The sequence below is a fragment of the Sediminihaliea albiluteola genome (genome assembly GCF_014077625.1).
Taxonomy (GTDB): Bacteria; Pseudomonadota; Gammaproteobacteria; order Pseudomonadales; family Halieaceae; genus Sediminihaliea; species Sediminihaliea albiluteola.
This window is the reverse complement of sequence record NZ_JACFXU010000014.1, coordinates 230,551-242,887: the sequence shown is the minus strand read 5'-3', so window position 1 is coordinate 242,887 and position 12,337 is coordinate 230,551. Positions and strand designations below refer to the sequence as shown.

Sequence of the window (12,337 nt, the reverse complement as noted above, 5' to 3'; positions counted from 1 at the left end):
TTAACGGCTGTAAGCTCGCATGTTCAGGCCAAAGGCAGCGACAAGATCCCGCATTACTTCGACCACGCCGCCGCCAAAGGTGTTGATCTGACACTGGCGGTACTCAGCCTCAAGCTCGCCGCGAATGGCAGCCCCGGGGCTATCGCGGTGCAGGGTGCTAGCTGGCCCCACGGCGTCCATCAGCAGTCGGTAGACTTCGATCAAGCCCTCGGTGCTAAAGGCTTTCATGGCGGAGGCGTAGGCCACTTCAGGCTCGCCATGCTCCATGCTCCACACCATACGCCAAGTCATCAGGCGCATGGCTTCTAGTCGCGCGTAAGCTTCCGCGAGGGCGCGCTGCACCCAGGGTTTGTCTATTGCTCTCTCTCCACTAGCATCTGTATCGCTGGCCCACTGGAGAACCTGCTGGTAGATGTCATAAGCATAAATGCCAATAGCAGCTAGGCCGACTCGCTCGTGGTTGAGCTGTGAGGTGATCAGCCTCCAGCCCTGGTTCAGTGAGCCACAAATCATATCGTTTGGGCAGGTGACGTCGGTGTAGTAACTGACGTTGGTCCGCACATCGCCCACGGTATGAATCGGTGAATAGCTAAAGCCGGGCTGGTCGGTAGCCACCATAAAGATGGAAATACCCGCGTGAGGTCTCGATGCTTCGAGATCGGTGCGAGCAGCGAGCCAGACGTAATCTGCCGCTTCGGCACTAGAGGTAAAAACCTTGGTGCCATTGATCTTCCAGGTGTCCCCTTCGAGCTGCGCGGTGGTTTTGAGTGACGCCAGATCGGTACCAGCTCCGGGCTCGGAGTAGCCGATAGCAAAATGTAAGTCGCCGGCAGCAATTTTTGGCAGGAAGAACTTTTTGTGCTCTTCAGAACCGTGGGCCATGATCGCCGGAGCGACGGTATTAATGGTCACAAAGGGCAGTGGTGCGTTGGCGAACTGAGCTTCTTCGAAGAAGATCATTTGATCCATGGGGCCGCGGCCTTGGCCGCCGTACTCTTTTGGCCAGCCGAGGGCTAGCCAACCGTCCTGACCAATTTGTCGGATCACCGATTTATAGGCATCGCCCCCTTCGTTGCTGCGGGTCGCCTCGATCAGCTCGGGGGTCATCAGGGAGCGGAAGTAGCTTCGCAGTTCCTGACGCAGTGCTTTCTGTTCTTCAGTATGCTCAATATACACAGCTTAATTTCCTGCCTGCACAGTGTTAGGGGATTATTATTGATCTTGAATCCAAATTCAATAATAATTGCTCCCAATCTAGGGAGGTTGTGATGTCCACAGTCAGCACGCAAAGAGTCGGACGGCGCGCCAAGGGCGAGCTAGCACGGGAGCGTTTAAAGAATGCCGCCATCGCGGTGCTCGATCGTGCGGGTTATCACCAGCTTCGTATTAAGGATGTTACCGCTGAAGCAGGTGTTGCAGCTGGACTCTTTCATCATTATTACAGTGATCTGCGTAGCCTTGTCGAGGAAATACTTGAAGAACATATAGCTAAGGCCGAAGCAACTGAGGTGATTGAGCGGGATGTGAGCAAGGGGGATTGGTTCAACCGCCTGCGCTCTCACTACCGTTTTGCTGTGCGCAACCACGCCGAGCACCCGGGTATCATGCGCTGTATCCACCAGTTTTGTGCCGATGACCCAGACTTTCGGAAGCGTTGGAACGCCTCTTACTACAAGCGTTTAGAGCTGCTGGTTGATGTCTTTCCTTTTGTGTTTCCAGACAGTGAACTGAGCGCCGATGAGGCTCGACTGATTGTTTACGGCCTCAGTGGTATCGGCCAAGATTTACTGCGCGAATACTATATCGAACGAGATTCGCCACTGCTTGCCCTGCAACTTTCCGAAGAAGAGCTCGCAGAATGGCTGGCCGTGCTCCAATATCGGAGTTTGTTTGCCTGTAATCCACCAAAAGAGCAATTGCGTTACGCATCCCGCATACTGACCATCAAGCGTCACTCGTCCTCTCCTGAGCACAGTGACCAAGCCTGCAAGGGAGACTTAGCATGAATTTTTCACTGTCCAGTGATCAAAGCACCATCGCCGACTTGGCGCGCCAGATTTTTCGCGACCAGGTAACCGACAGCTATCACGCGGCGGGGCCGGCGAATCCCGATACTGCGCTGTGGAAAATCCTCGGCGAGTCCGGCCTTATCGGCCTGGGACTCTCAGAGGCAGCGGGTGGTTCAGAGATGGACTTCATTGCTGAGTGTTTGGTCTTGCGTGAAATGGGCGCGGTGTTGGCGCCGATTCCCTTGCGAGAAACTCTGCTTGCCGCTTGGGCGCTAGATGCGGCGGGACAGCATGAGTCACTCGCAGCGGTGGTCGCCGGTGATGCATATTTAGCACTTAATTTAGCTGATGGCCCCCAGCTTTCAGGCGATCAGATCACTGGCACCCTAGCGCAGGTGCCCTATGCCAGTGGCGCCGCACTGATTGTTAGTGCAGCCGGTGATGAGCTGGTTGCTTTTGATCCTGCTGCCTCAGGGGTGACTTTGACAGCAGAGCGCGGCACTAATAGCCGCCCTGCAGCTACGCTAGCGCTCAAAGATGTGCCGGTTATTCGACTTGGTGGCACCGAGCTGGTTGCCCAGCTCAAGCAACGGCTTCAGGTGGCGACTGCGGCAGTGCAGCTCGGTGTGGCCGAAGAGGCCTTGCAGCGCACAGCTACTTACACAACAGAGCGCAAGCAGTTTAATAAGCCCATAGCAGCCTTCCAGGCGGTTTCTCATCGCGCTGCAAATGGCTATATCGATATCGAAGCACTGCGCGCTGTACTAGACGGCGCGATGTGGCGAATCAGTGAAGGCCTCGATGCTACACTTCAGGCTGGAGCAAGTCGCTGGTGGGCCTGTGAGATGTCGCATCGTATTAGTCATACTGCTCAGCATCTACACGGTGGTATCGGCGCTGATCTGGACTATCCAATCCACCGCTTCTTCCTTTGGTCAAAACAGCTGGAGTTTGATCTAGGCGGTGCGGGACAACAGTTGGCTGCAATGGGCGAGTACTTGGCGAAAAACCCAAGTGCAGGTATGACGGTTTAAAGTAGCTGGCATCTCTGCTGGATTATGCAGATAGGCAGATAGATAGAATAAGGAGCATCACCACGTGAACGTACTGAGCTTTAAAAACCTTGAAGATCGACATTTAGGCCGAGCTTTAAGCATGCAGGCTGAACAGCAGCCAGATGCAATTTTTATTATGTTTGGCGAAACGCGCTATACCTTTGCCGAAGCTAATCAGCGAGTCAACGAACTGGCCGCAGGTTTTGCTGAGCTGGGTCTAGAGCAGGAGTCGCGCATAGCTTTCTATATGGGTAGCGCCCCAGAGGTTGTGTTTCTTGCCCTAGCTGCCAATAAGCTAGGCGCTATGTGGGTCCCGATTAACGGGGACTATAAGGGCAGCTGGCTATCTGAGACCATTAACCGAAGTCGCCCGCATATTCTGGTCACTGATGCTGAGCATGCAGCGCGAGTGGCTCAGGTGCGTGATGATTTGGAACTCAAACACTTAGTCGTCCTGGGAGATAATAGCGCCTTGCCCGAGTCGACTCCTTTCGACAGCTTGTATCGGGAAGGTGCTGCTGAACCTGATATGACTGGCATGACTTACGGTGACACCAGTGCTGTGCTGTGGACCTCTGGCACCACTGGTCGCTCCAAAGGTGTGATGCAGAGCCATAACGTTTGGTTCAATGCAGTGGAATCAGGTGACGCACAATTTGGCACGCAAGACGGCGATGTAATTTACTCTGTTCTGCCGATGTATAATTCGGCAGCTTGGGTAACCTCTATTCTGCGATCACTGATCGTTGGAGTGCCGCTCGCGGTAGACCCCGCTTTCTCGGTGAGCAACTTCTGGGAGCGCGTAGATTACTATGGGGCGACACAGAGCTTTACTGTCGGCGCTATGCACATCTTCCTTTGGAATACTCCGGAAAAGCCTGATGACGCTAAGCACAGCCTGCGCAAGCTGATGGCAGTGCCGATGCCGCCGGATATTGCCGAGCCATTCAGTAAGCGTTTTAACCTTGAACTCATGCCTCAGGGCTTAGGTCAGAGTGAGGCGATGCAGCTGGTGGTAACGATGCCGGGGCAAGCGGCGCCCCCGCCAGGTAGTTGCGGTTTGCCCTCACCAGCACTGGAAGCACGTTTAGTCGATGACGATGGCAATGATGTGCCAGACGGTGAGGCCGGAGAGCTCTGGGTTAAGCCTTTGAAGCCCTATGTGATTTTCAGCGGTTACTTTGATGACCCGGAAGCAACGGCAAAGGCTTTTGAGGGTGAGTGGTATAAAACCGGTGATATGCTGCGCAAGAAAGAGGATGGCTATTATTACTTCGCCGATCGGAAGAAGGATGCAGTCCGTCTTAAGGGGCGCAATATCTCCACATTTGAGGTGGAGCTAGTCGCTAAAAAGCACCCGGGGATTGCCGACTGCGCAGCTTTTGGTGTTCCCAGCGATATCCTAGAGTCGGAAACAGAGTTAAAGCTCGATGTGATCCTACGTCCAGGTGTGCAGCTGAGTGAGCAGGAGCTTGCCCAGTACATCAATGACAACGCGCCGTATTTCTTTGTGCCGCGCTTTATTGAGTTTGTTGATGAGCTGCCTTATACGCCCACCAACAAGGTGCAGAAATTCAAACTCAGAGACAAAGGCCTCACGGCGAAGACTTGGGATGCTCAAGCAGCGGGCTTCAAGGCCGAACGTTAAAGGCGCTTTGTTGTGTTTCGGTGCCCCTTTCTGTGGGGCACCGGAGTGTTGCAGTTCTCGATAAAGCTAAGGGCTGCGTCGCTTAGGCGCTTTGCAGCTCGATCGCTGTCTCTGTAGCTAATATAACTGACCTTAAAGGGAGCTAGCACTGCCTTTGAGTTCGGCTATTGCTTTGGCTGCAGCTTCGTCGTCGGCAGGATCGTCGGGGATCGGGAAGGTCAGTGCACTGGCTAGTCCGGCGTAGCGAGTCTGCAATAGCTTAGCTATTTGCTCATAGCGCCCACGGGGCACAAAGGCCTCTAGCATTTTATCGTCTACCACTGCGGCAAGATCTTGCCAGCGCCCCTCGCGTGTTAGCGACAGCAAGTGTTCGCCGCGATCTTGCCAGCCAAATAACTCTAAGCTCGGCCAATAGGCCGGGGTCGAGTAAAGAAATGCCAGCCTTTGGCGCTGCTTTTCCCATTCCCGGGCCACTGTCGCATCGTCGCGACCGGTGGCAAGCAGTGAGCCGAGTATGAGCTGGAAGTCTTCAGTCTTGCGACCCGCTTGGTCAAAACCTGCCTGCAGGCGCGGCAGGCAAACTTCACGGATATAGCGCGGGGGGGTGTTGGTGGGGTGGGTGATCATGCCGCTCGCTGTGCTGCCGACCATGCGTGTCATCAGAGGGCCTACCGCACCGCAGTAGAGTGGTGGCGCTGGATACTCTAGCGGACCGGGATTGAAGAAAGGTTGTAAGCGGGTGAAGCTGTAGTGTTCACCGCGGTAGTCTAGGCGCTCTCCACTTTCGAAGCTGTGAAAGATGGCTTTCAGGGCCTCCAGGTACTCACGCATTTGAGCTACGGGTGCCAGCCATTTTGCAGAGTAGCGCTGCTCAATATTCTGGCGAATCTGGGTGCCTAAGCCGAGTTCGAAGCGCCCTTTGGAAAGACGCTGCAAGTCCCAAGCTGCGACCGCTACGGTCATTGGGCTGCGCGGAAAGGCTACTAGCACCGAGGTGCCAACAATTAGCCGCTCAGTTGCCTGCAGGGCAAGGGTGGCCAGCACTAGGCCATCGTGTACGGCATCTGGTACCTGTAGGCCATCAAAGCCCATCGCCTCAGCGCGCTTGGCGTGCTCGCCAATGGCTTCGGGGCCCATGGTTTCTGGGGTGGTGGCATAGACCTTAAACATTCTTAATCCCCTTGTAACTTGCACTGAGGTTTTTATCGCTTTGTGTAGCGGCTATGGGGGCATAATGGCTGCTGGATAGGGTTCCTGTGAAGGGAGCTCTCGCCTTCGCCAAGATAAGCAAGCTAGCGTTCTTCTCTGCTTGGGCAGAGCATTGCCCAAGCAGTTTGCCGGCACTCCAGCGGCACAGCCATGAAGAAAGCTCGCTTGCCTTGTGAGCTGCTAGCTAGTCTTGGCCGAGAATCAACGCGCCAGTAGGTACGCCAACACCGCTGCTCACTAGGACATGCTCTACATTTTTGGGCTGGTTGGTCGAGCTACCGCGAACTAGACGGGCACCCTCAGCGATATTATTCATGCCGTGGATATAGGCTTCCGAGAGAAGTCCGCCGTGAGTATTGTTGGGCAGGCGGCCGTCGATATCTAGGGCGCCCTCGCGGACCATATCTTTGCCTTCGCCGCGGCCGCAGAAGCCAAAGCTTTCAAGCTGCATGATGATTTCTGAAGTGAAGGCATCATAGAGGCAGGCCGCGTTGATGTCGTCTGGCCCCAAACCACTTTGCTCATAGACTAAGCGAGCCGCCATCTCCATTTCTGGCAGTGAGTCCAGTTCTTCGCGGTAGAAGCTGGTCATCTGCTCCTGACCCTGGGTAGAGGCCTGTACCACGCCGCGAATCACTGCGGGCTTTTGCTTTAGATCGCGAGCGCGTTCGGCACTAGTGATAAGAATGGCGCAACCGCCGTCAGTTTCCTGGCAGAAGTCATAGAGTCGCAGCGGTTCGGCAACCATTTTAGAGGCCATGTATTCTTCCATGGTCAGTGGCTTGCCGTAGCCAAAGGCGCGCGGGTTGTTTTGGGCATAGTTGCGCTGTGATATCGCAACGCGGCCTAAATCTTCGCTGGTGACGCCGTAGTGATGCATGTATTTGTTAGCAATCATGGCAATCCACGAGCCGGGGGTGAGCATGCCGTAGGGCATGTACCAAGACCAGTGAATTAAGTCGGAGCTCACGATTTGACCAGAAATACCCTGGCCCATGCGCTGCCCGGAGCGACCGTTCATTGCCCGGTAGCAAATCACATTGTCGGCCACGCCAGTGGCAACAGCCATCACTGCGTGCAGGATAGTACCGACGGCAGCACCACCACCATAGTTGACCTTAGTGAACAACTTAAGATCATTGGCGCCTACTGTGCGGGCCAGCTCGATCTCGTCTGTGGAGTCCAAGGTATAGCTGACAAAGCCATCGATTTCTGAGGGTGACAGACCGGCATCCTCACAGGCGGCTAAGGTTGCCTGCGCGGCCAGGGAGAGTTCGGACACGCCGGACTTTTTGGAGAACTCGGTTAGGCCAATTCCGGCAATGGCTGTCTTGTCTTTCAAAAAGTGACTCATGAGGCGGCTCCTGTGGCTGGCTGGAACATGGGTAGACGGAAACCGTCTGGATCCTCGTGCATGACCATCTCTACGGCCATGCCAAATTCAACGTCCTCTGGGGCGCAGTTAATCAGCTGGGAGGTGAAGCGTGTGCCTTCCTCAAGGTCCACCAGAATAATGATCAGTGGGTAGTCAAAGCCCGGAAACTGCGGGTGGTGCATAATGGTAAAACTGCAAAGAGTACCGCGGCCAGAAGCGCTGAGATGATCCCACTCTAAGGAGTGACATTTTCCGCACGCTGGGCGCGGTGGGTGGCGTAGTGTCTGGCACTGGGTGCAGCGTTGAATAGCCAAGCGGCCCTCAGCGGCCTCTTGCCACCACCAGCCATTGTCTTCCCCCATCGGGGGTTTCATGCGGAACGATTTTGCCATGGTCAGCCTCGTTGTTTGGTGTTCTATGTCATACCCACCCGCAAGGTGATGGGGTGAGTGTGAAACATAATTGAAATTGAATACGAATTCAATTATGTTGAAGCCAATGTCAGCAATGGCCTAAATAACCAACCCTGGAGATGCAGCATGACTACCGAGGATATTGCCGCCTTAGAAGCACAAATTTATGCTTATGTCGGCCGTGAATGTGGTTCTTCCACCGCGCCAGACCCAGTCAACAAGCCGATGATTCGCCATTGGTGTGAAGTGATGGGTAATACTAACCCCAATCATCTTGATGAAGCCGCAGCAAGCGCTGGCAAGCGTGCAGAGCTAGTAGCACCGGCCACCATGCTTTTTGTTTGGAACCAAACTGGTTACGCAGTAGCTAGCACTGGCAGGCCTAAAGATCCCCAAGTGGAGCTGATCGACCTGCTCGATGCCCACGGCTATAACGGCATAGTGGCAACAGACACGACTCAGGAGTATTTTCGTGAGCTGCGCCTAGATGATGTCATCTCTCAGCGCACTGTGATCGACAATATATCTGAGCGAAAAACTACCGGTTTGGGCGAGGGCTATTTCTATGAAACAGTCACCGAGTTCAGCGACCAAAATGGCGAGCCTGTAGGGCGTCAGACCTTTAAGGTCCTCAAGTTTCGCCCCGCGAAAAAAGACCAAGCCTGAGTGGAGACCACGACCATGACACAGAATTTGAAAAGCAGTGATATCAGCGTGGGCCAGACTCTGCCAGAGCGCCCCATTCCCGTAACCAGCTCGCTGGTGACTTGCGCCGCTTTGGCCACCCGAGACTTTGAGAAAGTGCATCACGATAAAGCCTTTGCCCAGGCCAGTGGCATGCCCGATGTTTACATGAATATCTTAACGAGCCAGGGGCTGACGGAAAGCTACTTGCGCGACTGGGTGGGAAATGACGCTGTATTTCGCAAGCTCAGCGTGCGTTTGGGGGCGCCGAATATTCCAGGAACCACGATGACCATGAGCGGCGAGGTGAAGTCGGTAGATGGCAACACCGTGGAAGTGGAAGTGGTCGGTCAGAACGATAAGTGGGGGATGCATGTTAAGGCACTTGCAACCCTAGAGCTGGCTAGCTAATAGAAGCTGAATAAAGCTAGCCGGCTTTAAGCAGCTTAGCGATACCTTTAAAAAAAGCCCGCGGTCAAAATTGTTTTGGCCGCGGGCTTTGTTGTTTGTTAAAGCTTAAGTTGAAGCTTAAAAAGTATGCGTCAGGGCTTTTAAGAAAGCGCTAATCGCAGTAGTTTCTTCCTCACTTAATTCTTTGCCTAGCTGTAGCCAAGCCATTTGCTCAATAGCTTCTTCTAAACTGTTAACCGAGCCGTCATGAAAGTAAGGGGCGGTTCTAGCAACATCTCGCAGCATAGGCGTTTTAAATAGCATTTTGCTAGCCGGCTTGTTGTCTAAATCAAACAAACCTTGATCGCTTTGATTTTCATAGGCATTAACCAAACCCATCTTTTGGAGGTTGTTACCACCTAAAAGTGGGCCATTGTGGCAAGCCGCACAGCCGGTATTGATAAAGGTTTGCAGGCCTTTCTTTTCAAGCGCAGTTAGTGCGTCTTTATCACCCAACATGTAATCATCGAAGCGATCTTTGGTGATTAAAGTGCGCTCAAAGGCAGCTATGGCCTCAGCGATATTGTAGAAGCTCAAGCCGCCATCATCTTTGAATACGCTGTTGAATGCATCTTGGTACTCTGTGATGTCGGCGAGTTTGTCCACCACGGCTTGCTCAGAAGGCATAGCCATTTCGACGGGGTTTAGTATGGGGCCCATGGCTTGCTCAGTTAAGTCGGCTGCACGGCCATCCCAAAACTGAGTACTTTGAAAGCCGGCGTTCCACACAGTGGGTGAGTTGCGTGTCCCAAAGGCGCCTTCTATTGCCCCGGGCGAGAGGGCCTTGTTGTCCACTCCTGTGCCATGATTAGCTACATCGTGACAGCTGTTACAGGATTGACTGTTGTTGACCGATAGGCGCTGGTCGAAATAGAGCTCTTTGCCGAGGGCTATTTTCTCTGCGCTGTCATTTTCACTGCCAGGCATGGTGCTGGGAATGGGGCCAAATAGGGCATTAGCCTGACTTTGCAGCTCCTCACTGAGCGCTGGTTGAGAGCTCAAGGCTAATAATAAAACCGAGATGGGATTTAAAAATAGGTTTCTCACTTATTCACTCCATAAGGCTGAGAGTATAATGATCAAAGTTATAGTGCTGAAAGCAACAAAGGCCGATTAAGCCAATTGTTAAATTCTATTTAGTGGTGAATGTGCAAAAAGCAGATGTCATAATTATCGGGGCGGGCGCATCAGGTTTGATGTGCGCAGCATTGGCAGCCCAGCGTGGGCGCACAGTGCTGATATTGGAAAAATCCAATAAGCCGGGGCGCAAAATATTAATGTCTGGCGGCGGGCGATGCAACTTTACCAACTTGGAAGTTAGCGATAAGAACTTTATTAGTGAGAACCCACACTTTTGTAAATCTGCCTTAAAGCGTTATAGCAATTGGGATTTTATTGGCAAAGTTTTAGAGTACGGTATTCCCTATCATGAGCGAGATCTAGGAAAGCTGTTTTGTGATGATAGCGCTAAAGACATCCTGAACATGTTGCTCAGCGAGTGCGAACAAGCTGGAGCAGTATTAAAAACACAGGTTGATATCAATGCAGTGACAAGGACTGCAGCAGGTTTCAGATTGCAAAGCTCCTGCGCTGAGTTTGACTGTCAGTCCTTAGTCATTGCAACGGGGGGCTTATCCATTCCTACCATGGGCTCATCAGCATTTGCCTACCAAGTCGCAGAACAGTTTGGTTTAAAGACTCTGCCTCGGCGAGCAGGTTTAGTGCCCTTTACCTTTACTGGTGATATTAAAACTATTTGTGAGTCTCTCTCTGGTTTGGCACTCGAGTGTCATGTACAGCTATTGGGCGACAAGGCTGGGCCGGAGAAGCAGCCAAGTTTTACAGAAGCTGTGCTGTTTACTCACCGCGGTTTAAGCGGGCCGGCTATCTTGCAGCTGTCCAATTATTGGCAGCCAGGTCAGACGGTAGCGATCAATTTGCTGCCCTATGAAAATCTCTTTGAATTTTTGTTAGAGAAAAAACAACAGGGTAGCGGCCAATATGTCAGCACCGTGCTGCAGTACTTTTTTTCAAAAAAACTGATTCAGGAGTTTGCCCAGCGATATTGGCCTGAGGAACAGAATAAGGCCATGGCTGATATTAAAAACGAAAGGCTGCAAAGCATCGCCCATAGCTTGCACAACTGGCAGGTAAAGCCCTCTGGCACCGAAGGTTATCGCACGGCAGAAGTTACCCTAGGCGGTGTGTGCACTTCTGAGTTATCGTCCAAAACCTTAGAGGCTAACAAGCAAAAAGGTTTGTATTTTATCGGTGAGGCGGTAGATGTTAGCGGCTGGCTGGGCGGCTTTAACTTTCAGTGGGCTTGGTCTTCAGCAGCGGCTGCTGCGGAGTTTGTGTAGTTGCATGCTGCCTGCAGGCTAGGGCTAGTGGTTTCAGTCGTGCTTACTAAAGGGAACAAGCCAAAGCGTGAAGCAGTGTTGTGATTCACGCTTGGCTGATCATTGTGCTTAGTTAAGCACTAAGCATCAAGACGGCCTTGGCCCCTGCGTTGAAAGCCAAGTAAGGCTAGGCCCAAGCCAAGTAGTAATAGGCTGGTGGGAGTTGGTACTGCATTAGTGGGAGGGTCAACGATAATTGGCACATCGTTAATCGACACCCCTGCAAAAGCAAAAGCTGTATTGAAGGCTTCATCGAGTGCATTGGTTACTCCAAAGCCCAAGGAGTAGGTGCCAGCACTTTGGAATGAATAGCTCATCTGAATCCAACCGGTACTACCACAGCCCTCGGTTGGTCCCAAATAGCAGTCCCCAGAGCTCAATCCTAGAGGGGAGAAGTTAGTGGCCCCTGGGTTGATTGCAGTGCTCGAGGGTGACAAGCTGACCCCTGAGCCCAAGCCGGGTAGGCCGAAACCTGGCACCGTATTGCCACTGGGGGTAGTGCGAGCGGTAAACAGGTATGAATCAAAAGTTGCGCTACTATTAAATAGGCCAGCCCAAGCATATTCAGTGTATTCTTCGCCATCTGAAGTGATGTAGTTAAAGTAGAAATTTAAATTATCTCCGGACGCGACAGTGAACTGGGGCGTAAAAGCCTCTGAGCCGTTGGTCTCTTGGCCTGTATCGCCACTAGGTAATTGACCTTCACCGGTGGGTGCATTGCTGGTTGATATCCACTGGTAGCTACTAAAACCAGGTGCCAAGCTAACATCGCCGTCTGCGGCTGTGTTAGTACCGCAAGTACCTACACAAGACCAACCGCTAGGCAAGGGCAGGGCGAAGGCCTCTAGGGCAAAGCATGCAGCCACCCCAAGGCTGATGGACATGGCGGTTTTAATTGTTTTCATAGACATTGCTCTTTTATGGTTTAGCGATTAAACAGTTTTAATGTAAAGAGCTTAGTTTCCGGCTGCTAGTTACATATGCCTTACAATATGCAATATATAGGCCATGTTTATATTAGAGTGATTTTGTCTAGCATATTCAGTCACTTGTAATCAGTCTTAGTCATAGCAACTAAGCCAAGTGACAGTATTC

General features: G+C 52.6%; 12 protein-coding genes. 6 read left to right on the top strand and 6 right to left on the bottom strand.

Features of this window, described 5'->3' with window-relative positions; translation table 11 throughout:
* Window positions 1–1,176 carry an acyl-CoA dehydrogenase family protein gene (locus H2508_RS15235; RefSeq protein WP_182171605.1) on the bottom strand — a complete coding sequence of 392 codons (1,176 nt, stop codon included), beginning with the start codon at window positions 1,174–1,176 and terminating at the stop codon, window positions 1–3.
* Window positions 1,177–1,268: 92 nt separating this feature from the next.
* Between H2508_RS15235 and H2508_RS08025 the strand changes: the two genes are divergently transcribed.
* The 3 genes from H2508_RS08025 (at window position 1,269) to H2508_RS08015 (ending at window position 4,712) form a co-directional block, all read left to right on the top strand.
* Window positions 1,269–2,006 carry a TetR/AcrR family transcriptional regulator gene (locus H2508_RS08025; RefSeq protein WP_182171603.1) on the top strand — a complete coding sequence of 246 codons (738 nt, stop codon included), beginning with the start codon at window positions 1,269–1,271 and terminating at the stop codon, window positions 2,004–2,006.
* Window positions 2,003–3,043 (top strand): acyl-CoA dehydrogenase family protein, encoded by a 1,041-nt coding sequence (locus H2508_RS08020; RefSeq protein WP_182171601.1) that lies wholly within the window; start codon window positions 2,003–2,005, stop codon window positions 3,041–3,043. The genes H2508_RS08025 and H2508_RS08020 overlap by 4 nt, the downstream gene beginning before the upstream one ends.
* Before the next feature lie 64 nt (window positions 3,044–3,107).
* Complete coding sequence (locus H2508_RS08015; protein ID WP_182171599.1) at window positions 3,108–4,712, top strand: AMP-binding protein; 1,605 nt, start codon at window positions 3,108–3,110, stop codon at window positions 4,710–4,712.
* A gap of 132 nt (window positions 4,713–4,844) precedes the next feature.
* Here the strand turns inward: H2508_RS08015 and H2508_RS08010 are convergent, their stop codons facing one another.
* From H2508_RS08010 to H2508_RS08000, 3 genes are all read right to left on the bottom strand, one after another.
* A complete protein-coding gene (locus H2508_RS08010) occupies window positions 4,845–5,882 on the bottom strand; it encodes a TIGR03617 family F420-dependent LLM class oxidoreductase (RefSeq protein ID WP_182171597.1) in 1,038 nt (345 codons plus the stop codon).
* A 223-nt stretch (window positions 5,883–6,105) separates the two neighbouring features.
* Window positions 6,106–7,275 carry a lipid-transfer protein gene (locus H2508_RS08005; RefSeq protein ID WP_182171595.1) on the bottom strand — a complete coding sequence of 390 codons (1,170 nt, stop codon included), beginning with the start codon at window positions 7,273–7,275 and terminating at the stop codon, window positions 6,106–6,108.
* Complete coding sequence (locus H2508_RS08000; RefSeq protein ID WP_182171593.1) at window positions 7,272–7,688, bottom strand: Zn-ribbon domain-containing OB-fold protein; 417 nt, start codon at window positions 7,686–7,688, stop codon at window positions 7,272–7,274. The genes H2508_RS08005 and H2508_RS08000 overlap by 4 nt, the downstream gene beginning before the upstream one ends.
* Before the next feature lie 147 nt (window positions 7,689–7,835).
* On the opposite strand from H2508_RS08000, the gene H2508_RS07995 reads away from it, so the two are divergent.
* Window positions 7,836–8,375: an FAS1-like dehydratase domain-containing protein gene (locus H2508_RS07995; protein WP_182171591.1), complete on the top strand. Its 540-nt coding sequence runs from the start codon at window positions 7,836–7,838 to the stop codon at window positions 8,373–8,375.
* A 15-nt stretch (window positions 8,376–8,390) separates the two neighbouring features.
* Complete coding sequence (locus tag H2508_RS07990; RefSeq protein ID WP_182171589.1) at window positions 8,391–8,804, top strand: MaoC/PaaZ C-terminal domain-containing protein; 414 nt, start codon at window positions 8,391–8,393, stop codon at window positions 8,802–8,804.
* A gap of 117 nt (window positions 8,805–8,921) precedes the next feature.
* On the opposite strand, the gene H2508_RS07985 is transcribed toward H2508_RS07990, so the two are convergent.
* Window positions 8,922–9,890 carry a cytochrome-c peroxidase gene (locus H2508_RS07985; protein ID WP_328799343.1) on the bottom strand — a complete coding sequence of 323 codons (969 nt, stop codon included), beginning with the start codon at window positions 9,888–9,890 and terminating at the stop codon, window positions 8,922–8,924.
* A gap of 101 nt (window positions 9,891–9,991) precedes the next feature.
* Between H2508_RS07985 and H2508_RS07980 the strand changes: the two genes are divergently transcribed.
* On the top strand, window positions 9,992–11,203 hold the full coding sequence (locus H2508_RS07980) for a BaiN/RdsA family NAD(P)/FAD-dependent oxidoreductase (RefSeq protein WP_182171587.1): 1,212 nt from the start codon (window positions 9,992–9,994) through the stop codon (window positions 11,201–11,203).
* A gap of 119 nt (window positions 11,204–11,322) precedes the next feature.
* Here the strand turns inward: H2508_RS07980 and H2508_RS07975 are convergent, their stop codons facing one another.
* A complete protein-coding gene (locus H2508_RS07975) occupies window positions 11,323–12,147 on the bottom strand; it encodes an NF038132 family protein (protein WP_220463670.1) in 825 nt (274 codons plus the stop codon).
* Window positions 12,148–12,337: the final 190 nt, after the last annotated feature.